Source organism: Ralstonia sp. 24A2, from assembly GCF_051783885.1.
Classification (GTDB): domain Bacteria; phylum Pseudomonadota; class Gammaproteobacteria; order Burkholderiales; family Burkholderiaceae; genus Ralstonia.
The window spans coordinates 979602-1000316 of the sequence record NZ_JBPVZD010000002.1 but is presented as its reverse complement, the minus strand read 5'-3'; the positions used below and the strand labels follow the sequence as shown (position 1 = coordinate 1000316).

20 protein-coding genes are annotated in these 20715 nt (G+C 64.5%); 8 read left to right on the top strand and 12 right to left on the bottom strand.

The window, feature by feature from the left end; translation table 11 throughout:
• Positions 1–48: 48 nt before the first annotated feature.
• From ACS13N_RS09510 to ACS13N_RS09500, 3 genes are all read right to left on the bottom strand, one after another.
• On the bottom strand, positions 49–1365 hold the full coding sequence (locus ACS13N_RS09510; RefSeq protein WP_438931441.1) for a sigma-54-dependent transcriptional regulator: 1317 nt from the start codon (positions 1363–1365) through the stop codon (positions 49–51).
• Between the two features lie 25 nt (positions 1366–1390).
• Entirely contained in the window at positions 1391–3358 is a 1968-nt protein-coding gene (locus ACS13N_RS09505) for a sensor histidine kinase (RefSeq protein ID WP_438931440.1), read from the bottom strand.
• A gap of 149 nt (positions 3359–3507) precedes the next feature.
• Positions 3508–4794, bottom strand: coding sequence for a dicarboxylate/amino acid:cation symporter (locus tag ACS13N_RS09500; RefSeq protein ID WP_438931439.1), 1287 nt, complete (start codon positions 4792–4794; stop codon positions 3508–3510).
• A gap of 450 nt (positions 4795–5244) precedes the next feature.
• Between ACS13N_RS09500 and ACS13N_RS09495 the strand changes: the two genes are divergently transcribed.
• The 4 genes from ACS13N_RS09495 to ACS13N_RS09480 all read left to right on the top strand — a co-directional run bounded on the left by ACS13N_RS09495 (position 5245) and on the right by ACS13N_RS09480 (position 7849).
• Positions 5245–5574, top strand: coding sequence for a (2Fe-2S) ferredoxin domain-containing protein (locus ACS13N_RS09495; protein WP_438931438.1), 330 nt, complete (start codon positions 5245–5247; stop codon positions 5572–5574).
• Positions 5575–5596: 22 nt separating this feature from the next.
• Complete coding sequence (locus tag ACS13N_RS09490; RefSeq protein ID WP_438931437.1) at positions 5597–6253, top strand: alpha/beta hydrolase; 657 nt, start codon at positions 5597–5599, stop codon at positions 6251–6253.
• An 82-nt stretch (positions 6254–6335) separates the two neighbouring features.
• Positions 6336–7529 carry a D-alanyl-D-alanine carboxypeptidase family protein gene (locus ACS13N_RS09485; protein ID WP_438931436.1) on the top strand — a complete coding sequence of 398 codons (1194 nt, stop codon included), beginning with the start codon at positions 6336–6338 and terminating at the stop codon, positions 7527–7529.
• A gap of 20 nt (positions 7530–7549) precedes the next feature.
• A complete protein-coding gene (locus ACS13N_RS09480; protein ID WP_438931435.1) occupies positions 7550–7849 on the top strand; it encodes a YbeD family protein in 300 nt (99 codons plus the stop codon).
• Positions 7850–7917: 68 nt separating this feature from the next.
• Here the strand turns inward: ACS13N_RS09480 and ACS13N_RS09475 are convergent, their stop codons facing one another.
• Positions 7918–8880 carry a transcriptional regulator GcvA gene (locus tag ACS13N_RS09475; RefSeq protein WP_438931434.1) on the bottom strand — a complete coding sequence of 321 codons (963 nt, stop codon included), beginning with the start codon at positions 8878–8880 and terminating at the stop codon, positions 7918–7920.
• A 149-nt stretch (positions 8881–9029) separates the two neighbouring features.
• Here ACS13N_RS09475 and ACS13N_RS09470 point away from each other — a divergent pair, with 149 nt between their 5' ends.
• The 3 genes from ACS13N_RS09470 to lipA all read left to right on the top strand — a co-directional run bounded on the left by ACS13N_RS09470 (position 9030) and on the right by lipA (position 11317).
• Positions 9030–9389 carry a DUF2917 domain-containing protein gene (locus ACS13N_RS09470; RefSeq protein ID WP_438931433.1) on the top strand — a complete coding sequence of 120 codons (360 nt, stop codon included), beginning with the start codon at positions 9030–9032 and terminating at the stop codon, positions 9387–9389.
• Positions 9390–9569: 180 nt separating this feature from the next.
• A complete protein-coding gene (gene lipB / locus ACS13N_RS09465) occupies positions 9570–10259 on the top strand; it encodes a lipoyl(octanoyl) transferase LipB (protein ID WP_438931432.1) in 690 nt (229 codons plus the stop codon).
• A 56-nt stretch (positions 10260–10315) separates the two neighbouring features.
• Positions 10316–11317: a lipoyl synthase gene (lipA, locus tag ACS13N_RS09460; protein WP_438931431.1), complete on the top strand. Its 1002-nt coding sequence runs from the start codon at positions 10316–10318 to the stop codon at positions 11315–11317.
• 84 nt (positions 11318–11401) lie between these two features.
• Here the strand turns inward: lipA and ACS13N_RS09455 are convergent, their stop codons facing one another.
• Complete coding sequence (locus ACS13N_RS09455) at positions 11402–11848, bottom strand: hypothetical protein (RefSeq protein WP_438931430.1); 447 nt, start codon at positions 11846–11848, stop codon at positions 11402–11404.
• Between the two features lie 206 nt (positions 11849–12054).
• Positions 12055–13044: a zinc-dependent alcohol dehydrogenase family protein gene (locus ACS13N_RS09450; RefSeq protein WP_438931429.1), complete on the bottom strand. Its 990-nt coding sequence runs from the start codon at positions 13042–13044 to the stop codon at positions 12055–12057.
• Positions 13045–13145: 101 nt separating this feature from the next.
• Here ACS13N_RS09450 and ACS13N_RS09445 point away from each other — a divergent pair, with 101 nt between their 5' ends.
• The gene (locus ACS13N_RS09445) at positions 13146–14066 is read left to right on the top strand and encodes a LysR family transcriptional regulator (protein WP_438931428.1); all 921 of its coding nucleotides are present in this window, start codon (positions 13146–13148) and stop codon (positions 14064–14066) included.
• Positions 14067–14071: 5 nt separating this feature from the next.
• Here ACS13N_RS09445 and ACS13N_RS09440 read toward each other — a convergent pair whose 3' ends face one another.
• The 6 genes from ACS13N_RS09440 to betA all read right to left on the bottom strand — a co-directional run bounded on the left by ACS13N_RS09440 (position 14072) and on the right by betA (position 20699).
• The gene (locus ACS13N_RS09440; protein WP_438931427.1) at positions 14072–15511 is read right to left on the bottom strand and encodes an MFS transporter; all 1440 of its coding nucleotides are present in this window, start codon (positions 15509–15511) and stop codon (positions 14072–14074) included.
• A gap of 67 nt (positions 15512–15578) precedes the next feature.
• Complete coding sequence (iaaH, locus tag ACS13N_RS09435; RefSeq protein WP_438931426.1) at positions 15579–17033, bottom strand: indoleacetamide hydrolase; 1455 nt, start codon at positions 17031–17033, stop codon at positions 15579–15581.
• 47 nt (positions 17034–17080) lie between these two features.
• On the bottom strand, positions 17081–17680 hold the full coding sequence (locus ACS13N_RS09430; protein ID WP_438931425.1) for a TetR/AcrR family transcriptional regulator: 600 nt from the start codon (positions 17678–17680) through the stop codon (positions 17081–17083).
• 114 nt (positions 17681–17794) lie between these two features.
• Positions 17795–18097: a CBU_0592 family membrane protein gene (locus ACS13N_RS09425; RefSeq protein WP_438931424.1), complete on the bottom strand. Its 303-nt coding sequence runs from the start codon at positions 18095–18097 to the stop codon at positions 17795–17797.
• A gap of 71 nt (positions 18098–18168) precedes the next feature.
• Positions 18169–18978 (bottom strand): TorF family putative porin, encoded by an 810-nt coding sequence (locus ACS13N_RS09420; RefSeq protein WP_438931423.1) that lies wholly within the window; start codon positions 18976–18978, stop codon positions 18169–18171.
• Positions 18978–20699, bottom strand: a complete 1722-nt coding sequence (gene betA / locus ACS13N_RS09415) for a choline dehydrogenase (protein ID WP_438931422.1) — start codon at positions 20697–20699, stop codon at positions 18978–18980. Before betA ends, ACS13N_RS09420 begins: the two co-directional genes overlap by 1 nt.
• Positions 20700–20715: the final 16 nt, after the last annotated feature.

Below are 20715 nucleotides of genomic sequence, written 5' to 3'. Positions count from 1 at the left end.
GGTGCAGCGGTTTCTTCTGGGTGCAACACCGACTATCAGAACATGGTGTTACAGGCCGTACCGCTTGATCTTGTCGTACAGCGTGGCACGGCCCACCTGCAGGATGTCCGCCGCCTGGTGCACCGAACCACCCGTGCGCGCCAGGGTTTCGGCAATCACCGTGCGCTCGTAACGCTCCACACGCTCCTTGAGCGGCATGCCGTCTTCCGACGCGTCCGTCACCACCGGCGTGCGGCCGACGCCGAGCACGAGGCGGTCCGCCGCGTTGCGCAGTTCACGCACGTTGCCGGGCCAGCTTGATTGCATCAACTCGTGACGCTGGCGTTCGGCCAGCATCGGCAGCGGACGCTGGTAGCGGACGGCGGCTTCGAGCAGGAAGTGTTCGAACAGCGGGATGATGTCTTCGCGGCGTTCGCGCAGCGGCGGCAGGTCGATGGCGACCACGTTCAGGCGGTAGTACAGGTCACGCCGGAAACCGCCTGCGTCGATCAACGCTTCCATGTCGCCCTTGGCCGCCGCCACGATGCGCACGTCGATGCGCACCGAGGCGTTCGAGCCCAGCCGCTCCAACGCACCTTCCTGCAAAACACGCAGCAGCTTCACCTGCAGCGCGATCGGCATGCTCTCGATCTCGTCGAGGAACAGCGTGCCGCCCGAGGCGTGCTCCAGCTTGCCGATGCGCCGCTTGCCCGCACCGGTGAACGCGCCGGCCTCGTGGCCGAACATCTCGCTCTCGAAAATCGCCTCGGGCACCGCGCCGCAGTTGAGCGCGATGAACGGCTTGTCATGGCGCGGCGACAGCATGTGCAGGCTGCGTGCGACCAGTTCCTTGCCGGTGCCGGTCTCACCGTTGATGAGCACCGGCGCATCGGTGGTCGCCACGTTCTCGATCAACGCACGCACGGCACCCATCGCAGGCGAGCGCCCGATGATGCGCGTGCCCGCCGCCGGCCCGGCCAGCTCACGGCGCAGCGCGCGGTTTTCCAGCTCCAGCGCGCGGCGCTCGACGGCGCGGCGCACGGTCTCGGTCAGGCGTTCGGCGGGGAACGGCTTCTCGATAAAGTCGAATGCGCCATCACGCATCGCCTGCACGGCCATGGTGATGTCGCCGTGGCCGGTGACGAGCACCACGGGAATCCCCGTGCCGAACGACTGGCAATGTGCGAGCACGTCCATGCCGCTGGCGCCTGGCAAGCGCAGGTCGCTCACGACCACGCCGGGGAAATTCGCGTCGATCTTGCCGACGGCTTCTTCGGCGCTACCGTACGCCTGCACGTTGAAGCCGGCCAGTTCCAGGCTCTGCGCGGTGGCCTGGCGCACAGGCGGGTCGTCTTCGATGAAGAGAACGTTCAAGCCTTCGGACATGGGTCGTATGCGTGTGAAAAACAGTTCAGGAAGGATTGGCCAAGGTCACTTCGGCGCGTACCAGTGTCAGCGTAAATTGCGCCCCACCACCCGGCACGTTCGCGGCCGACAGCGAGCCGCCAAAGTCGCGCGCGATGCTGGTGGAGATTGCCAGCCCCAGGCCCAGTCCCTGGCCGATCTCCTTGGTGGTGAAGAACGGCTCGAAGAGATGCGGCATCGCATCGGGCGGAATGCCGGCGCCATTGTCGCGCACCGTAATACTCAACTGCGTGCTCAACTGCGACGGTGCGCCCTCTACGGGGCCGATGTCGATGTCGATGCGACCTGGGCGTGTGGCATCACGGGCGCCGATCGCATCTAGCGCATTGCCGATCAGGTTGATGAGCACCTGCTCAAGCTTGAGCTCATCGGCGCGGACGATAGCTTCGACTTCGGGCACGCGCCAATGCAGTTCCAGCCGCACATCGCCCAGGCGCGGACGCAGCAGCGCCAGCGAGTGATCGAGCGCCACGCGCACCTGCACATCGCTGTGCTTACGGCGTGAGCGGCCCGCGAACAGCTTGAGCTGCGCGGTGATCTTGCCCATGCGTTCGGTCAGGTCGGCAATGGCCTGCAGGTTGTCGGTGGCGGCGCCGTGCTGGCCGCGCTCCAGCAGGATGCGCGTGTTATCGGAGAAGGTGCGCAGCGCGGCCAGCGGCTGGTTCAACTCGTGTGTGATGCCGGCGGCCATCTGGCCCAGCGCGGCGAGCTTGCTGGCCTGCACGAGTTCATCCTGCGTGGCGCGCAGCTCGGCTTCAGCGCGCGTGCGGTCGACGATCTCGTGCTGGAGCTGCTCGTTGGTGGCCATCAGGTCGGCGGTGCGGTCTTCGACGCGGCGTTCGAGCTGGTCGTATGCGGTTTCGAGCATCCTGCGGCTGCGCAGCATTTCCATCATGCGCAGACGGCGCTGGCGCCAGTAGAACAGCAGCAGGCACGCAAACGCGAAGGCAAACGCGGCGGCCACCGTGGCGCTACGCGCAGCGCTCATCACCGGGTCTAAGGGGGTCAGGTACATCAGCGTCCAATCGGGTTCGACCAGATCGCGCGAGACCTGCAGATAGCGCGTGGCATTCAGGCGCTCGCCGATACGCACAAGCTCCGCGCCTTCGGGCAGGCGCCCGGTCAACCGCAGGAATGCAGGCGCCTCGGGCTGCAGCGGCAGCGGCGTGATCTGCTTGCGGTAGTACTGGCGGGTGGATTCCAGCTGCGCTTGCAGATGGGGCGTCAAGGGCTCGACGGTGCGGTACTGCCACGCTGGCACGGAAGACAGGAAGATCACGCCGTTCTCGTCGGCCACCATCACGGGCTCCGACGCATCGTGACTGGCGCGGCCAAACCATTCGAGGTTGAGCTTGACCACCGTCACGCCAATCACGCGGCCGTCTTGCATGACGGGTTGCGAGATGTAGTAGCCAGGCTCTTCGCGCGTGATGCCGATACCGTAGAAACGCCCGACGTGGCCCGCTGCTGCCTGCTGGAAGTACGGTCGGAACAGGTATTCCGCGCCGACAAAACTGTCGGGCTGGCTGTAGTTGGATGCCGCCATCGCCCGGCCGCTGGGGGCAATCACGTACGTGGCCGTAGCATGCGCGCGATCATTGACCTCACGCAGGTAGCGGTTGGCGCGCTCGACGTTGGCCAGCGTCGGATTGGCCAGCAGATCGTGGATGAACGGATGCAGCGCCACCAGCGCCGGCAGGTATTCGTAGCGGTCGAGCGTGCTCTTGAGGTTGGCGGCGTAGCGGTCGACCCGGCCACCGGCCGCTTGTTGCGCCTGCACAAGGCCGCGGTTCCACGTCACTACAAAGGTGGTCGCGCACACCACGGCCATCACCACCAGGAGCCCGGCGGCCACCAGCCACCAGAACCCGCGTCGCGAACCGGAAGCGCTGGTGAAGGAGAAATCGGGATCGGACATCGGCTGGAGGTGGGCGGCGGAGGCGGGGGATGACATTCCTACCTTGCCTTCCACTGCCGCACTGGCCGTCGTGTGAGTCACGAGGGGCTTCCCCAAAAAAGAAGCGGGGCCGTCTGGAAGGACAGGCCCCGCAATTTTACGCTTTCAGCCACCGGCGCCCGCAGGCGCCCGCCAGGTTGGCTTGATCAAGCCGCCGGAGCAGCCGGCACGTTTGCGCCGCGCTTGCCCGACATCACCTGGGCCAGCTTGCTGCGATCCAGTTCGCGTTCCCACGCCGAGATCACCACGCAGGCCACGCCGTTACCGGTGATGTTGGTCAGCGCACGGCACTCGCTCATGAAGCGGTCGATACCGAGGATCAGCACCATGCCCGCCACCGGAATGTCCGGCACCACGGCCAGCGTTGCCGCCAGCGTGATGAAGCCCGCACCGGTGATGCCCGAAGCGCCCTTCGAGGTCAGCATCGCCACAGCCAGGATGGTCAGTTGCTGCGTCCAGGTCAGCTCGATGTTCAGCGCCTGCGAGATGAAGATCACCGCCATCGTCATGTAGATGTTGGTGCCGTCCAGGTTGAACGAGTAACCGGTCGGAACCACCAGGCCCACCACCGACTTCGAGCAGCCCAGCTTCTCCATCTTTTCCATCAGGTGCGGCAGTGCCGATTCCGACGAGCTGGTACCCAGCACGATCAGCAGCTCTTCCTTGATGTACGCGACGAAGCGGAAGATGTTGAAGCCCGTCAACTTGGCGATCGTGCCCAGCACCACCACCACGAAGATGATGGCCGTCAGGTAGAACGTGCCGACCAGCTTGAGCAGCGGCACCAGCGAGATCACGCCGTACTTGCCGATGGTGAACGCCATGGCGCCGAACGCGCCGATCGGGGCCACGCGCGTGATGACGTGCACGATGCGGAAGAACACGTGCGAGATCTGGTCGATGAAGTCCGTGACCATCTGCGCGCGCTCACCCATGGCGGACAGCGCACCGCCGAACAGCAATGCGATCAGCAGGATCTGCAGGATGTCGCCCTTGGCGAACGCATCCACCACCGTGCTCGGGATGATGTTCAGCAGAAAGTCGACCGTGCTGGCCGAGTGTGCCTTGGCGGCGTATTGCGCCACAGCCTTGGCGTCGATGGTGTTCACATCGACGTTGAAGCCCGAACCCGGGTTGAAGATGTGGCCGGCTGCCAGACCGATGATCAGCGCGAAGGTCGAGACGACCTCGAAGTAGATCAGCGCCTTGCCGCCCACGCGGCCCACCTTCTTCATGTCGCGCATGCCGGCAATGCCGGAGACGACCGTACAGAAGATGATCGGCCCGATCACCATCTTGATCAGTTGAATGAAGCCATCGCCCAGCGGCTTCATCTTCACAGCAAGTTCGGGCGAGTAGTGGCCCAGCAGAACGCCGATGACGATGGCCGCCAGCACCTGTACGTACAGGATTTTGTAGAACGGTTTTTTCATGTCTTCCTCGAGTGTCACAGACCGGCCGTGCGCTCAACTGCTCGCCCGGTCCGACCCGCCCTGGTGTGGTCTCTCTCCTGCCTCGCTACGCCGACGCATCCGGCGTTTCCCGCGGCAGGGCGTTCTTTATTGCAAGGGCTATGCCAGTGCTGATTTTCTTGACCAATAACCCGCCAGCCCTTGTGCCACCTAGTGCCAGCTTGGTGTGCTTACGATGGCACCCGGCCCACCCGTCGTCAATCCCGGAATCCGCGCACATAGGCGTCCAGACATCCGGAAAACGTGTTGCGACGCAGCATCGCGCGGCCAACTCACGGGAAGTCGCCACCTTGGGGCCGTATAATGCCGGCTCGTTACGCAAATCCACACTGTGCGCCCGGTGCCTGGAAGCCCTCCAGATCCTGCCTCGTGCGCCGTCACCTCAGCCCTCTGAGCCTGTCCTGTCCGCCCATGAGCAGCCACTACCAACACCACGTTTTCTTCTGCCTGAATGAACGCGAGGACGGCTCGCGCTGCTGCACCGACTTTGGCGCCAAAGCCATGCAGGAATACGCCAAAAAGCGCTGCAAGGAGCTTGGCATCAACGGCGAAGGCCGCGTGCGCATCAACAAGGCCGGTTGCCTCGACCGCTGCGAACTCGGCCCGGTGATGGTGGTCTACCCCGAGGCCGTCTGGTACACCTTTGTCGACAAAGAAGACATCGACGAAATCATCCAGAGCCATCTGATCGAGGGCAAACCGGTCGAACGCCTGATGGTCGACCGCCCTGCTGACGCCTGAGCTTGATCGCATCCGCTTTTCCATGAACGTGCATACCGAAGAACGCCTGATTCCCGGCCCGGTCGGCCAGATCGACCTGTCGATTGACCTGCCCGATGTGGCAGGTGGCGCGCCGCGTGGCCTGGCACTGGTTGGGCATCCGCATCCGCTGTTTGGCGGCACCAAGGACAACAAGGTCGCGCAGACCTTGGCACGCACCTTCGTCGGCCTCGGCTACGTGACGGTGCGCCTGAACTTCCGCGGCGTGGGCAAGACCGAAGGCACACACGACAACGGCATCGGTGAGCAGGACGACGTGCTGGCCGTGCTCGACTGGATGCGTACGCAAACCGAATGGTCGGCCGATGTGGCCACGCTGCCGCTGGCACTGGGCGGTTTCTCGTTCGGCAGCTTCGTCATCTCGCAGGTGGCACGCCGCCTGGCCGAGGCCGGCGCGCCTGCCGAGCGCCTGGCGCTGGTCGGCACCGCCACCTCGCGCTGGGACGTGGCACCGGTGCCCGCCGACACCATCATCATCCACGGCGAGCAGGACGACACCGTGCCGCTCATCGATGTACTCAACTGGGCGCGCCCGCAAGAATTGCCCGTCATCGTCATTCCGGGTGCCGACCATTTCTTCCACCGCAAGCTGCACCTGATCAAGCAGCTGATCACCGGCGCCTGGGCGCCACGGCCGTAACTTTCACCTTTTGACTTTCCGGGTGCCGCGCCTCCCCCGGTGCGCGGCATCGTTGAACCTCAAGCAGACCGCAGGACCCGCCATGCAGACCCGTTTCACCGCTTCCGTCTTCTCTTCCGCCGCTGTCACCGTTGTTGCCGCAGCCACGCTTGTCACCGCGCTGCCTGCCGCGGCGCAGCCCGTGCCCGCCCCGCAAGTCGCGGCCCGCTCGTGGATGTTGACTGACGTGACCAGCGGCCAGGTGCTCGCTGGCGCCAACATGGACGAGCGCATCGAGCCCGCCTCGCTCACCAAGCTGATGACGGCCTACCTGGTCTTCGAAGCCGTGCGCGACGGCAAGCTCAAGTACGACCAGATGATCACGCCCACCGAGACCGTGCGCTCCGTCAAGACCGATGAATCGCGCATGTTCCTGCAGCCGGGCAAGCCTGCATCGGTGCGCGAGATGACGCAGGGCCTGATCATCCAGTCGGGCAACGACGCCGCGCTGGTGCTGGCCGAAGCCGTGGGCGGCACGGAGACCAACTTCGTGATGCTGATGAACCGCGAAGCGCAGCGCCTGGGCATGAAGAACACGCACTTCGCCAACGCCGCCGGCCTGCCTGATCCGAACCACTACTCCACGGCACGTGATCTTTCGATCCTGACGGCAGCGCTGATCAAGGATTTCCCGCAGGACTACAAGTTCTATTCGCAGAAGGATTTCACCTATAACAACATCAAGCAGCCCAACCGCAACCGCCTGCTGTGGCTCGACCCGACCGTTGATGGCGGCAAGACCGGCCACACCAAGTCGGCCGGTTACTGCCTGGTCACGTCGGCCAACCGGCCGCTGCCGGATGTGCCGGGTGCGAACCGTCGCCTGCTGTCGGTCATCGTCGGCACCAAGAGCGACGCCATCCGCACACAGGAAAGCCTGAAGGTCCTGAACTACGGCTACCAGTTCTTCGACACGGTGCGCCTGTACCAAGCCCAGGCGCCGCTGCAGACGCCTGACGTGTACAAAGGCCAGGCCAAGAACGTGAAGCTGGGCGTGGCCGAAGACAAGTGGATCACCGTGCCCAAGGGCGCAGGTGCTCGCCTGAAGCCGGTGCTGGAGCGTAAGGACCCGCTGATCGCCCCCATCACGCAGGGCCAGCAGCTCGGCACGGTCAAGGTGATGGATGGCTCGACCGTGGTGTCGGAATTCCCGGTGGTGGCGCTGGAAGCCGTGCCGGAAGCCGGCTTCATCGGCCGCACGATCGACTCGGTCAAGCTGTGGTTTAAAAAGAAGTAATCGACCCCATTTACTTCGACATGACCTCTTCGCACACACCCCCGCCGGGCCACATCCCGCCCGAGCAATCACTGATCGAGTATCCGAGCGACTTCCCCATCAAGGTGATGGGGGCGATGCAGGATGATTTTGCCGAGACGATCGTCAAGCTGGTTCAGCAGCACGATCCGGAGTTCCACGCCGGTCGCTTGGAAATGCGCCCGTCGTCGGGCGGCAATTACCTCGGCCTGACCGTCATCGTGCGCGCCACCAGCCGCGAACAGCTCGATGCGTTGTATCAGGCGCTGACCAGCCACCCGATGGTCAAGATCGTGCTGTAAGGCACCTCGTGCTCAAGCAAACGCCCCGGTCATGCCGGGGCGTTTGCTTTTGCGAAGACGATCAGGCATCACCCTTTGGCGACGTGGCCCAGGCAAACGGTGTTGTCGTCCATCAACCGCTCCAGCTTGAGCTTGAACGCCGTGATCTCCGGCAGCAGCCACGCGCGGAACGCCTGCATCTTGGGCGTCTGGAGCGCGCTGTGCGGGCAGACGAAGTAGTAGTTCCATGGGCACGGTGTCGTTGTCTCGAACAGGCGCACCACGCGGCCCGCAAGCAGCTCGTTGAAGGCCAGCGTCGGTCGGATCAGCGCAATGCCCTGCCCGGCCGCCGCGGCCTGCAGCAGCAGCGATGAATCCTGGAACATCAGCCCGCCGCGCGGCTCGACAAACCCGCTCAGGCCGGCGGCCTCGAACCAGGGCGTCCAGTCCTCGCCCTCGCTGCGCAGCAAAGTCATGCCCGCCATTTCGGACACCGTGCGCGGCAGGCGGCCACCGTTGTACGACGGGCTGCAGATCGGGAAGAACACGTCGTCGAGCAGCTTCTCCACATACAGGCCCGGATAGTTGCCCGAGCCCATGCGCAGCGCCACATCCACCTCTTCGCGCCCGAAATCGACCAGTGCGGGGCTGGAGAACAGCTCCACCTCCAACTCCGGATGACGCTCGATGAAGGTGCCGATATGCGGCGTCAGCCAGCGCGCCGCAAACGACGGCATGGTGCTGATGGCCAGGCGGTTGTCGCGATTGCCTGCGCGCAGTTGATGCGTGGCCTGGGCGATCTGGTCGAGCGCCTCGCGCACGCGATCGGCGTAGACACGCCCCGCATGCGTGAGCGTGACGCGCTTGCCACGCCGCTCGAACAGCGGCACGCCGAGCTCCTCTTCCAATGTGCGCATCTGATGGCTGACCGCGCCGTGCGTGACGAACAATTCCGTCGCCGCGCGCGAAAAACTCTCATAGCGGGCCGCCGCCTCGAACACCCGCAGCGCGCCCAGTGGAGGCAGGCGCATCGGTTCGCGGATCTCCGTCATATTCCCTCCGGATTTTCGGTGTGCCGCTTCTTATCTCTATGTGAGCTGCACTATCAAAGACAACAATATATATCGTTTTGTACTAGGCAACCAACCACCTAGACTACTTCCACGGCAGGCCCCGCCTCGATGCCGTGAAGGAGCCGATCATGAAAGCTGTACTAACAAAAATTGTATTCACTCTCCAACCCGGTGAAGTGGTGGCACTGCGTATGCCGGCGAACCAGAACCTGCGCGTTGAAGAGGCCTATGGCCGTGACGTGTGGGTCACGCACGAGAACAAAGCCGGCGATGAATGGCTGCACGCCGGTGGCAGCGTCGCGGTGAAACGCGGCGAGGAAATCGTCGTCTCGGTCGACCCGAAAGCCATTGGCCCGGTGTCGCTGGCCGTGGAAGCGCTGGACGGCCACATGCCTCGCAAGCCGTGGCACGTGACGGACGGCTGGCGGCATACGCTCGCCGCACTCGGCTGGAACGAGCACGCCGAAACGCCGATCGTGGCTGCCTGAGTTGGCCACCTGAGCACGCCGAACCTGTTTTAGCCTCCTTTTGCGGCGTGTGCCGCGAAAGCCCGATGCCGGTGCGATGCCTCTCATCGCGCCGGCATCGTTTTTTTTGGGGCCAACCCTGCGAGCAAGCTGGGCAAAGGCACCCGGCGCCATCGGCGGCCCTGCGATACACTCGCGAGCATGATTCCGATTGACATCGTCGAACGCGGCTTTCAGGACTACGCCGAGTGCTTCGACGCGATGCAGACGTTCACCGCCGAGCGCGGTCCCGACACCCCCGACACGATCTGGCTGGTCGAACACCCGCCGGTGTTCACGCTCGGTCTGGCCGGCGATCCAGCGCATCTGTTGGCCCCCGGCAACATCCCTTTGGTGAAGGTGGACCGTGGCGGACAGATCACCTACCACGGCCCCGGCCAAGTCATTGCCTACCTTTTGCTGGATCTGCGCCGCCGCGGGCTGTTCGTGAAGGCGCTGGTCGACGCGATTGAGGCGGCCGTCATCGAGACACTCGCCACGTATAATGTCGCCTCCGAACGCAAGGCTGGCGCCCCCGGCATCTACCTGTCGAACGGGCAACACCAAGGCGCCAAGATCGCCGCGCTGGGGCTGAAGATCCGCAACGGCTGCAGCTACCACGGCGTGAGCCTGAACCTGGCGATGGACCTGTCGCCCTTCACGCAGATCAACCCGTGTGGCTATGCCGGCCTGGAAACCGTCGACATGGTGACCGCTGGTGCCCACGATGCGTCCGGGCGCACGGTCGATGCGAGCGACTGGCAACCCGTTTCCCGCGACTTGGCCAATGCGCTGGTCGCCCAATTGCAGCAACGCGCGCAAGCGCAACCCGCCGAGGCCGCTACCGCGTAGCGACTGGCAAGCAGGACTGACCCAAGCGTGTGTCACAAGCGCACGCGGAGAACACGATGACCGATTCCGCCACCGGCGCCGCTGAAAGCGTCGTCACTTCCGCCCCGTCGAACAAACCGTACGACGCCACGGCCAAGCAGAAGTCACTCGACAAGACCGCACGCATCCCCATCAAGATCGTGCCGGCCGAGAAGCTCAAGAAGCCGGACTGGATTCGCGTCAAGGCCGCCACCGGCAACTCGCGCTTCTACGAGATCAAGGACATCCTGCGCGCCAACAACCTCGTGACAGTGTGCGAAGAAGCCAGCTGTCCGAACATCGGCGAGTGCTTCGGCAAGGGCACGGCCACGTTCATGATCATGGGCGACAAGTGCACGCGCCGCTGCCCGTTCTGCGACGTCGGCCACGGCCGCCCGGACCCGCTCGATGTGAACGAGCCGGAAAACCTGGCCAAGACCATTGCCCAGCTCAAGCTCAACTACGTCGTCATCACCAGCGTCGACCGCGACGACCTGCGTGACGGCGGCGCCCAGCATTACGTCGATTGCATCTCGCGTACGCGCGCACTGTCGCCGGCCACACGCATCGAAGTGCTGGTACCGGACTTCCGCGGCCGCCTGGAAAAGGCGCTGGACATCCTCCAGGAATGCCCGCCGGACGTGATGAACCACAACCTCGAAACCGTGCCGCGCCTGTACAAGCAGGCCCGCCCGGGCGCCGACTACGCCCACTCGCTCAAGCTGCTGAAGGATTTCAAGGCCCGCAACCCGAACGTGCCGACCAAGTCCGGCCTGATGGTCGGCCTGGGCGAGACGGATGAGGAAATCCTCGAAGTCATGCGCGACATGCGCGAGCACGACATCGACATGCTGACCATCGGCCAGTATCTCGCCCCGTCGGGCCACCACCTGCCGGTGCTGCGCTACGTGCACCCGGACACCTTCAAGATGTTCGAAGAGAAGGCCTACGAGATGGGCTTTACGCACGCCGCCGTGGGCGCCATGGTGCGCAGCTCGTACCACGCCGATCAGCAAGCGCACGAAGCCGGCGTGGTCTGATCGCCAGGCAGAAACGCTGCACAAGCAAAAAGGGCCTTGGGTTACACCCCAAGGCCCTTTTGCTTTGGTGCGGCTGTCGATCGATCAGGCGTTCGAAGCAGCGTCCTTCGGATACGAGGTGTCGCCGTTCCACGACAGGTAACCGTAGGTGTCAGCCTGACGGTCAGCACCTTGCGTGTACGGGTCGAACTTGGCAGCGGCGCCATCGGTGTACGGATCTGCCTTGGCGATGGCGCCGTCGGTGTAGGGGTCAGCCTTGCCGACTGCACCTTGGGTGTAGGGGTCGAAGCGGTCACCCTTCCACGACAGATAGCCGTAGGTGTCGGCCTGGCGGTCAGCGCCTTGCGTGTACGGATCGAACTTGGCGGCAGCGCCGTCAGTGTACGGATCGGCCTTCGCTGCGGCTTGGCCGTTGGTGTAAGGCTCCTTGACCTGCCCGGCGACAGCCGGAGAAGCCGACAACAGTGCTGCGGAAGCAGAAACAGCGGCCACGGCGGCCAAGAGGATACGGCGGGAGAATGCGGTGTTCATGATCGGCTCCTTGATTGCCTGGATGTTCGGTTGCGCTCAGTTCGTTGCGCTTGAGACCAGAATAGATCGTTGTCTTGAATGAATAAATGACCATCTCAAGAAAAGACTGTTCTCCAAGTATCAACAATTGATCTTCGCATAGCTCGATCACCTCAAAAAAGCGCAGCCACCACCACGCAAAGCCTTTGCGCGGCGGTGACCGAGTGTCATACCGTCACGACGATCTTGCCGAACTGCTGGTTGGATTCCAGATAGCGATGGGCCTCGACGATCTGCTCCAGTGGAAACACGCGATCGATCACCGGCTTGAGTGCGCCGGAGGCCAGCCCATCGAGAATGAACTGCTTGGCCGCGCCCAGCTTTGCGGGATCGCGCACCACGCGCTGATAGGTGTACCCGTGCACGCTCAATTGCTTGCCCAGTGCAGCAAATAGCGGGAAGGGACTCGGCTCGGGACTCAGCGCACCGTATTCAATGAGCACACCGTCATCGGCCAGCGCCTCGGCCAGCTGCAGCATTTGGGGGCCGGCAACGGGGTCGAACACCACGCGCGCGCCGGTACCGCCGGTGATGTCTCGCACGCGGGCAACGAGATCTTCGTCTTGCGTGACGATCACATGGTCTGCGCCGGCCGCGCGCAGCGCCTGCGCCTTGTCGTTGGTGCGCGTGGTTGCGATGGCAGTCGCCCCTACCATACACGCGAACTGGATGGCGGCCAGCCCAACGCTGCTCGATGCCGCAGTGATGATGACGGCGTCGCCTCGCTTGAGCTGGGCGAGATCGATCAGCCCGCCCCATACCGTGACGTATTGCATCCAGACGGCAGCGGCCTCCGTCCAGCCCAGCGAAGCCGGGTGCTTGACGGCCACATTGGCCGGCACGGTGGCCACCTCGCCGTACATGCCCCAGCGGGTGATCGATAGCGGCGGCACCACGCTCACCGCATCGCCAATGGCAAAGCCCGTGACGCCCGGGCCGATTGCGCTGACAACGCCTGCAGCCTCGTAGCCTAGGCGGGCCGGAAACACTGGCGCCTCCAGATACTGCCCCGAGCGGAACATCGATTCAGCCCGGTTCAGGCCAAGCGCCTTGACCTGCAAAGTGATTTCGCCCGGCCCGGGCGGCGGGACTTCGATGTCGTCAAAGCGCAGCACTTCCGGGCCGCCGTTTTCGTGAATGCGTACAACGCGCGCCATGTTGGCTCTCCGTTCAAGAATCGAGCCCTGACTATAATTAGCGCCTATTCAGAGATAAACCTCAATTTCCAACCATCTATTGAAACGATTGGTTTTCAATCATGGATCGACTCACCAGCATGGCGGTCTTCGTCAAAGCCGCCGAAACCGGTTCGTTTGCCTCGGCCGGCGTGGCGCTCGGCCTGTCGTCGCAGATGGTCGGCAAGCACGTGCGCTTTCTGGAGGCGCACTACGGCATGCGGCTCATCAACCGCACCACGCGCCGCCAGAGCCTGACCGACGCCGGCACCGCTTTCTACGAACGCAGCCGTGCCGTGCTGGCTGAGGCCGAAGCCGTCGATGCGCTGGCCGCCAACCTGCAGGCCGAACCGCGCGGCACGCTGCGCGTCAACGCGCCGATCAGCTTTGGCGTGCATTGCCTCGTGCCGATGCTGGCGACGTACCTGCGCGCGTATCCCGAGGTGCAGGTCGACCTGACGCTGTCCGACCGCATTGCCGATGTGGTGGACGAAGGCTATGACGCGGTGATCCGCATCGCGCCGCTGGCCGATTCGGGGCTGATTGCACGGCCACTGATGCCGTATCGCCTGGTGGTGTGTGCGTCGCCCGCGTATCTGGCCGCGCACAGCACGCCCATCCATCCGACCGATCTGGAAGGGCATGAATGCCTGGGCTTTGCCTATTGGGCACTGCCCACCGCGCTCGATTGGCAATTCACCGATGCGCATGGGCAGGAACACGCGGTGCGCGTGAAGAGCCGCTTCTCGATCAACAACGGGGCCGGGCTGCGCATGGCGGCGCTTGAGGGGCTGGGCATCATCCTGCAACCGGTCGAACTGGTGCGGGAAGACCTCGCCAGCGGCAGCCTGGTCCAACTGCTTGTGGACTATGAACCGCCGTCACGGCCGATCCACCTGCTCTACTCGCCCGACCGGCGGCCAACGCCCAAGCTGCGCAGTTTTGTGGATGCGATGATGGCGGCGTTTGGCGAGTCGCCCTCGGGGCCGCAATCGCAATCGTGAGCCCCTCAAGCGGGCCGCGCCGATCGCCCCAGCCTGAGCGCCAGCACCACGCACAGTACGAACAGCGCCGCCACAACGCCGATCCCGGCCTGATACGCGCGCACATAGTCCGCCGCCCGCGCGCCCTGCCCCACCACCGAGAAGAACACGCCACTGATGGCCGTGGCGCCAAACGCCGAGCCGATCTGCAGCATCGACGTGACAACACTCGACGCCAGCCCGGCCTTGGCCGGTGGAATCTCACCGATGACGATACGCACCACAGACGGCAGCACAATGCCATGACCGACGCCGGCCACCGCCAGCGCGGCGTAAAACGCAGGCGTCGGCTCCGCGCCCGCGAACAGCAGCGCACCCGACGCACCGAACCCCAGCGCAAGGCACGCAAACCCGGCCGTCAGGATGTGATGACCTACGCGCCGCGCAAGCGCCGGCGACAGCAGCGGCCCCAGGATCGCGCCGACGCCGAACGGAAAAATGGCCAGCCCGGCCGCCAATGGCGTCCAGCCCAGGCCGCTCTGCAGAGTGATGCCATAAGTCAGGAAAAACGCGCTGTCGCAGTAGAAACAGAACGCCAGCATAAGGCCCAGCGAAAACACCGGATTGCGAAACATGCGCAGGTCGATGAGCGGATCGCCGCCACGCTGCTGTAGCCGATGTTCCGTCCATAGAAAACCGCAGAGTGCGGGGACGGCCGCCAGCAACATGGCCACGGTCCATGCCGGCCAGCCGGCCTCGCGCCCCTGTGTGAGCGGATAGACCACCAGCCCGATGAAGAGCGAGAGCCACAGCAGCCCCGGCATATCCAACCGTGCGCCGTGCGCAGCGCGGTTTTCCGGCACCCAGCGCCACGCGCCCGCCAATGCCAGCAGCCCCACCGGCACGTTGATCAGGAAGATCGACTGCCAGCCCAGCCCGAACGGCTTGAGCGTGATGAGCGCCCCACCGCCAATCTGTCCGACGACCGATGCAAAGCCATAGACAAAGCCGTAGAAACTCATGACCGCCGTCTGCCGCTCCCGGGCGACGACGGTGCGGATGGTGGCCAGAATCTGCGGCACCAGCACCGCCGCTGAAGCGCCCTGCAGCACGCGCCCCATCACCAGTACACCGCCGTTGGGCGATGCCGCGCACCACACCGATGCGGCCACAAAACCGGCCATGCCCAGCATGAACATGCGCTTGCGGCCCAACAGATCGCCCAGTCGCCCGCCCGTCACCAGAAACACGGCAAAGGCAGAGGTGTACGCCGACACGATCAACTGCAACTCTGCGGATGTCGCATGCAGACCATCGCGAATGGCCGGCAGCGCTAGGTTGACGATGAAGTAATCCAGCGGTGACAGGAAGGCACCGGTCAGCAGCACCACGAGCGCGAGCGTGCCCGCATGCGCCGCGGTGCGCGCGGGTGGAGCATTGGTCTGTGAAAGAGAATCCGCTTTCATGACTAACCAGTCAAAAATAGGAGAAAGAAAAAGCGCGGGACGACACACCGCGCTCGCCATGGCAGCGTTACAGCATGGGCGCCGGCACTGGCCCTAACACGCGCTCCAGTGCCGCCCCGATCGCCAGTACACGGCGATCGCTGCCCAATGGGCCATCCAGCTCCAGGCCGATGGGCAAGCCACTGGCGGTCATGCCGGCCGGCAGCGACAACCCAGGGATACCTGCCACGCTGGCGCCGTCGGTGTGGCGCAAGTAGGCGGCCATTTCGTCGATGGGTGCACCGCCGTTGATCGACACGGTGGATGAGCCGTTCTCGAAATCGATCGGCACGGCGGGCAGCGGCGTGGTCGGAAACAGGAGCGCGTCGATCTGATGCGCGGCAAATGTCTGCGCATAGTGCTGCTGCAATTGCGGGCGCCAGACCTGCATGGCCTCGGCGTACTGCGCAGGCAGGCCGCCGGCGAGAATCACGTCGTAGGCGCCGCGCACGTCGGGGCTGGCGATCTGCGCAGCCAGCCCCGCGACCGTCTGTACCGGGGCTTCGTTGGCGATCAGCCAGTCGGCCACGTCGCGCACAGGTTCGGTCAAGGCGATGGCCATGCTGATCTGCGCGCACAGCGTATGGAGTTGCGGCATCGACACCTCGGTAAAGGTCACGCCAGCCCCGCGCAGCCGATCAATCGCCGCATGCGCAGTCGCCGCAAGCTCGTGGTCCAGATCCTGCCAACACTCCGCCAGTAGACCGATGCGCAAGTCCGCCAGCGCCACGTCGGACAGCGGCCCGGCGCCGGTGATGACTGCATCGAGCAGCGCAACGTCTGCCGCGGTGCGCGCCATCGGCCCGACGGTATCGCGCGTGCGGCTGATCGGCACGACGGCGTTGTCGTCGTGATAGCGGCGCCGCGGACCGCCGTCTCCTACCGAAGGGCGAAAGCCCACCGTGCCCGTGAGCGCCGCCGGAATGCGCGTCGAGCCGCCCGTGTCACTGCCCAGGCCTGCTGTGACGATACGTGCCGCCACCGCCACCGCAGTGCCACCGGACGAGCCGCCCGGAATGCGCCCCATGTCGTACGGATTGCGCACCGGCCCCACGTGGGGGCTGAGGTTCGTACTGGTGATGCCAAGCGCCATCTCGTGCATGTTCGACTTGCCCAGCAGGATGGCACCGGCATCGAACAACGCCTGCGCAGAAGGCGCGTTGTTGCGAGCAACGAACCCTGCGAGCGACGGGGTACCGCCCGTGGTGGGCAATCGCGCGGTATTGATGTTGTCTTTCACGACGATGGGCAGACCGGCGAGCGGCAACCGCGCGCGTGCTTCGGGCGTCAGCGCGTCGACGGCGCGCGCGGCAGCGAGTGCAGCATCCTCATCCAGCGCCGTCAGCGCGTTCAACTGTCCCAATGCCTTCGCTCGTGCAAGCAAGGTCGCCGTGTAGTCGGCCGATGCCAGCCGCCCCGACTGAATCGCGGCAACGGCTTCGGTTGCCGTCAGGGCTAGCTGCGCCTCTGTACTAAACGCCATATTCTCTCCATTTTCGTGACTATACAGTCAATAAACAAGCAAAAATTTTAGGCAAGTGCGCGCATGGCGATCTCCACGGCAGCCACCAGACGGGCTTCGTCGTGCACCACCTTTCCGAGTACACGCAGGCCCTGCGTCATGCACAGCAGAAAGTCCGCCACCGCTTTCTCGTCCAATGCCGTGTTGAAGACACCTTCGGCCTGACCCCGCATCACCGCAGCCGCCATCAACAGGGCGATCCGGCGCATGATCGATTCGATGCGCTCAGCCACTTCGGCGTCCGTGGGCACCAGCTCGAGCGCGGTGTTGGTAATGAGGCAACCTCGCAAACCCGTCAGCGCACACGCCACGCGCGTGTGATGCAGAAGCGCGCTGCGCAGGGCTTCTGCGGGTGGCAGGCCGGAGTTGAGACGCTCTGACAGGCGTGCCAGCGCGCCCTCCGCATAGTGGTCCAGCGCGGCGAGCAGCATGCCGTGCTTGTCGCCGAATGCGCCGTACAGGCTGCCGCGCAGCAAGCCCGTCGCCGAGGTCAGATCATCCAGCGAGGTGGCGTGATAGCCCCGCTCCCAAAACACGCGCGAAGCGGCTTCGGAAACGGAAGCGATGTCGAATTCACGCGGTCGGCCGCGCTGTGAAGTGGTAGCCACGATGGAGAGCACACGCCTGTCGATCAGATGCGCCTGAGTTTATGACTATGAAGTCAATATATCAAGCAAAGAAAACCGCGTACGTCGACGCGGTTTTGGCCGTATGCAGCGAACCTACTGCTGCGCGGGTTGCCCCGGACGCGGTGCGCTGGCGGGTTCCGCCACCGGACGCCCTGCCTGCTTGTTCCGCCACCAGCCCATCAGCGTGAGCACAAGCCAGAAGAATTGCGTGAGGAACGACGCGAGGTTGAACGAACCCATCAGCGAAATCAGGATGCAGATGGGCCCCAGCAGGTTGAGGCGAACGGCAAACGCGCCGGTCGGCGGCTTATGCAAGACCTGCACGCCAAAGTGCGCGGAGACATAAGCGGCGACGCCGACCAGACCGACAACGTCGGTAAAACCCAGGGAGGCCATGGTGTGTGCTGTAAAAGCAGAGGTTGTGGGAAAGGGATTGAAGTTGCAGGTAGAGCGCCGTCGCTCGCCGCTCAGTACGTCGCCGTCAGCTTGAGCGCGACCGTACGTCGGCCGAGCGTCATGCGATCGACGCCGTTGCGCGCCGAGATCTGGTGGGCGTAGGCAGGCGCGTCCGCGCCCGTGAAGGCGGCGGACAGCATCAGGAATTTGTTGATGGGCCGCGAGAGTTCGATGCGGTAATCGGTAAAGCTGAATGCGCTGTGGTTGCGCACGTGCTCATGGCCCACATGCAGGCCAAGCGTGAAATCGTTGGGTAGCGGCACGTCCCAATTGGCCTCGGCATAGGTTGAACCACGGCTGCCTTTGTCGATACCGTCGGCCAGTGAGTTGCCATCGAAGCCGAAGTAGTTCGACAGCGTGGTCCACAGCTTGACCGACACGCCGCGCCAGCCGGCGCCGACCATCCATTCCGTGTAGTCGTAGCCGGTGGCCGGGCCGCCCGCGAAGGCCTTGTCATAGCGGGCACCCGGATACCAGTAGCGATACAGCCCGGTGGTCAACTCGATGTCGCGCGCAACGGTGGTGGCGTAGCCGAGGTAGGTGTCGATCTCGGCATGCGCGCCGGCGATGACGTGGTCGCTCACCTGCGAGCCCCACGCGCCGATGTAGAAGCCGTTCGGCAGCGTGTAGTCGATGCCGGCTTGCAGCGCAGGCTTGCCCCACGTCTGGCGCAGGCCGCGCGATACGTACTGCGAGACGACAGAAGCGTTGGCCGACCAGCGCTTGTCGTCGCTGGCCGGCGCGTCCTCGGCAAGCGCGGGCAGCGCAGCAGCGCATGCCGCCGCCCCACCCAGCATCGTCGCGACCTTGCGCCAGCGCATCAGGCTGTCACCAGTTCGCTGGCCACCAGCGGCTTCACTGGCGCCTGCAGCGGCGACTTGCCATGCACGTAGAACGCCGCGTCCGAACGCGCAAGCGGTGCCACACCGCGAATACGATCAGCGATCTTCTCGGCCATCATGATGGTCGGCGCGTTCAGGTTGCCGGTGACGATGCGCGGCATGATCGACGCATCGACCACGCGCAGGCCTTCAAGCCCGTGCACGCGGCCTTCGTTGTCGACCACGGCCATCGGGTCGTCGGCCGAACCCATCTTGCAGGTGCAGGACGGGTGCAGCGCGGTCTCGGCGTGATGGCGCACGAAGGCGTCGATCTCGGCGTCGGTCTGCACGCTCGGACCGGGGCTGATCTCGCGACCGCGATACTGATCGAATGCGCGCTGCGCAATGATGTCGCGCGTGATGCGCACACCAGCGCGGAACTCACGCCAATCCACGTCATGCGCCATGTAGTTGAACAGGATGCGCGGCTTGTCACGTGGGTCGCGCGAAGCGAGCTTCACGTAGCCCGTGGACGGCGAACGCATCGACCCGACGTGACACTGGAACCCGTGCATCTTCACCGGGTTGCTGCCATCGTAGTTCACGGCCAGCGGCAGGAAGTGGTACTGGATGTTCGGCCACTCGAAGCTGTCGTCGCTGCGGATGAAGCCACCCGCCTCAAAGTGGTTGCTGGCACCGGCACCCGTGCCGTGCAGGTACCACTCCAGGCCGACCTTCGGCTTGTTGTACCAGAGCGTGTTTTCGTAGATCGACACCGGACGCAGGCACTCGTACTGGATGTACATCTCCAGGTGGTCCTGCAGGTTTTCGCCCACGCCGGGCAGATGCGCAACCGAGTGGATGCCCATGGCGCGCAACTCGTCAGCATTGCCCACGCCGGAGCGCTGCAGCAACTGCGGCGAAGCGATAGCACCGCTGGTGACAATCACCTCGCGGCGCGCACGCCATGTTTCACGGTTGCCGTCCATTAGCGCTTCCACACCCACGGCACGCGTGCCCTCGAAGATCACGCGATCGGCCAGCACGCGCGGCAGCACCGTCAGCGTGGAACGCTTGCGCGCGTTGTCGAGATAGCAGAGCGACGTGCTGGCGCGGCGACCCTTGGCATTGACCGTGCGGTCCATCGGCCCAAGGCCTTCCTGGCGATAGCCGTTCAGATCATCCGTTGCCGGAATGCCGGCCTGCTCACCGGCTTCGATAAAGGCGTGGAACAGCAGGCTGTTGTCCTGCTTGGGCGTGGTGACCTGCAGCGGGCCGGCGTCACCGTGCCAATCGTTGGCGCCCTTGTCGTAGGTTTCCGATTTGCGGAAGTACGGCAGGCAGTCGGCGTAGGTCCAGTCGTCCAACTGGAAGTCGCTCGCCCAGCGCTCGTAGTCCATCGCGTTGCCGCGAATGAAACACATGCCATTGATGAGCGACGAGCCACCCAGCCCCTTGCCGCGGCCCTGCGACATGCGGCGGTTGTTCATGTGCGGCTCGGGCTCGGTTTCGTAGGCCCAGTTGTACGTGGTGCCCTGCAGCGGATACGCCAGCGCAGCCGGCATCTGCGTGCGGAAATCCCAGCGGTGGTCGGGGCCGCCCGCTTCGAGCAGCAGCACGGTCACGTCGGGGTCTTCGGTCAGGCGCGCGGCCAGCACGCAGCCCGCCGAGCCCGCGCCCACGATGATGTAGTCGTATTCCTGTACGGTGTTGGTCGTCAAAACTAGCCCCCCCTGG

Excerpts from the sequence above, each read along its gene's own strand:
- ACS13N_RS09485 (WP_438931436.1), top strand. The coding sequence starts at position 6,336 with ATGCAGACCCGTTTCACCGCTTCCGTCTTCTCTTCCGCCGCTGTCACC.
- lipB (WP_438931432.1), top strand. The coding sequence starts at position 9,570 with ATGATTCCGATTGACATCGTCGAACGCGGCTTTCAGGACTACGCCGAG.
- ACS13N_RS09475 (WP_438931434.1), bottom strand. The coding sequence starts at position 8,880 with ATGACGGAGATCCGCGAACCGATGCGCCTGCCTCCACTGGGCGCGCTG.
- ACS13N_RS09450 (WP_438931429.1), bottom strand. The coding sequence starts at position 13,044 with ATGGCGCGCGTTGTACGCATTCACGAAAACGGCGGCCCGGAAGTGCTG.
- ACS13N_RS09495 (WP_438931438.1), top strand. The coding sequence starts at position 5,245 with ATGAGCAGCCACTACCAACACCACGTTTTCTTCTGCCTGAATGAACGC.
- ACS13N_RS09490 (WP_438931437.1), top strand. The coding sequence starts at position 5,597 with ATGAACGTGCATACCGAAGAACGCCTGATTCCCGGCCCGGTCGGCCAG.
- ACS13N_RS09445 (WP_438931428.1), top strand. The coding sequence starts at position 13,146 with ATGGATCGACTCACCAGCATGGCGGTCTTCGTCAAAGCCGCCGAAACC.
- iaaH (WP_438931426.1), bottom strand. The coding sequence starts at position 17,033 with ATGGCGTTTAGTACAGAGGCGCAGCTAGCCCTGACGGCAACCGAAGCC.
- ACS13N_RS09470 (WP_438931433.1), top strand. The coding sequence starts at position 9,030 with ATGAAAGCTGTACTAACAAAAATTGTATTCACTCTCCAACCCGGTGAA.
- ACS13N_RS09480 (WP_438931435.1), top strand. The coding sequence starts at position 7,550 with ATGACCTCTTCGCACACACCCCCGCCGGGCCACATCCCGCCCGAGCAA.
- ACS13N_RS09425 (WP_438931424.1), bottom strand. The coding sequence starts at position 18,097 with ATGGCCTCCCTGGGTTTTACCGACGTTGTCGGTCTGGTCGGCGTCGCC.
- lipA (WP_438931431.1), top strand. The coding sequence starts at position 10,316 with ATGACCGATTCCGCCACCGGCGCCGCTGAAAGCGTCGTCACTTCCGCC.
- ACS13N_RS09510 (WP_438931441.1), bottom strand. The coding sequence starts at position 1,365 with ATGTCCGAAGGCTTGAACGTTCTCTTCATCGAAGACGACCCGCCTGTG.
- ACS13N_RS09505 (WP_438931440.1), bottom strand. The coding sequence starts at position 3,358 with ATGTCATCCCCCGCCTCCGCCGCCCACCTCCAGCCGATGTCCGATCCC.
- ACS13N_RS09420 (WP_438931423.1), bottom strand. The coding sequence starts at position 18,978 with ATGCGCTGGCGCAAGGTCGCGACGATGCTGGGTGGGGCGGCGGCATGC.
- ACS13N_RS09500 (WP_438931439.1), bottom strand. The coding sequence starts at position 4,794 with ATGAAAAAACCGTTCTACAAAATCCTGTACGTACAGGTGCTGGCGGCC.
- ACS13N_RS09455 (WP_438931430.1), bottom strand. The coding sequence starts at position 11,848 with ATGAACACCGCATTCTCCCGCCGTATCCTCTTGGCCGCCGTGGCCGCT.
- ACS13N_RS09440 (WP_438931427.1), bottom strand. The coding sequence starts at position 15,511 with ATGAAAGCGGATTCTCTTTCACAGACCAATGCTCCACCCGCGCGCACC.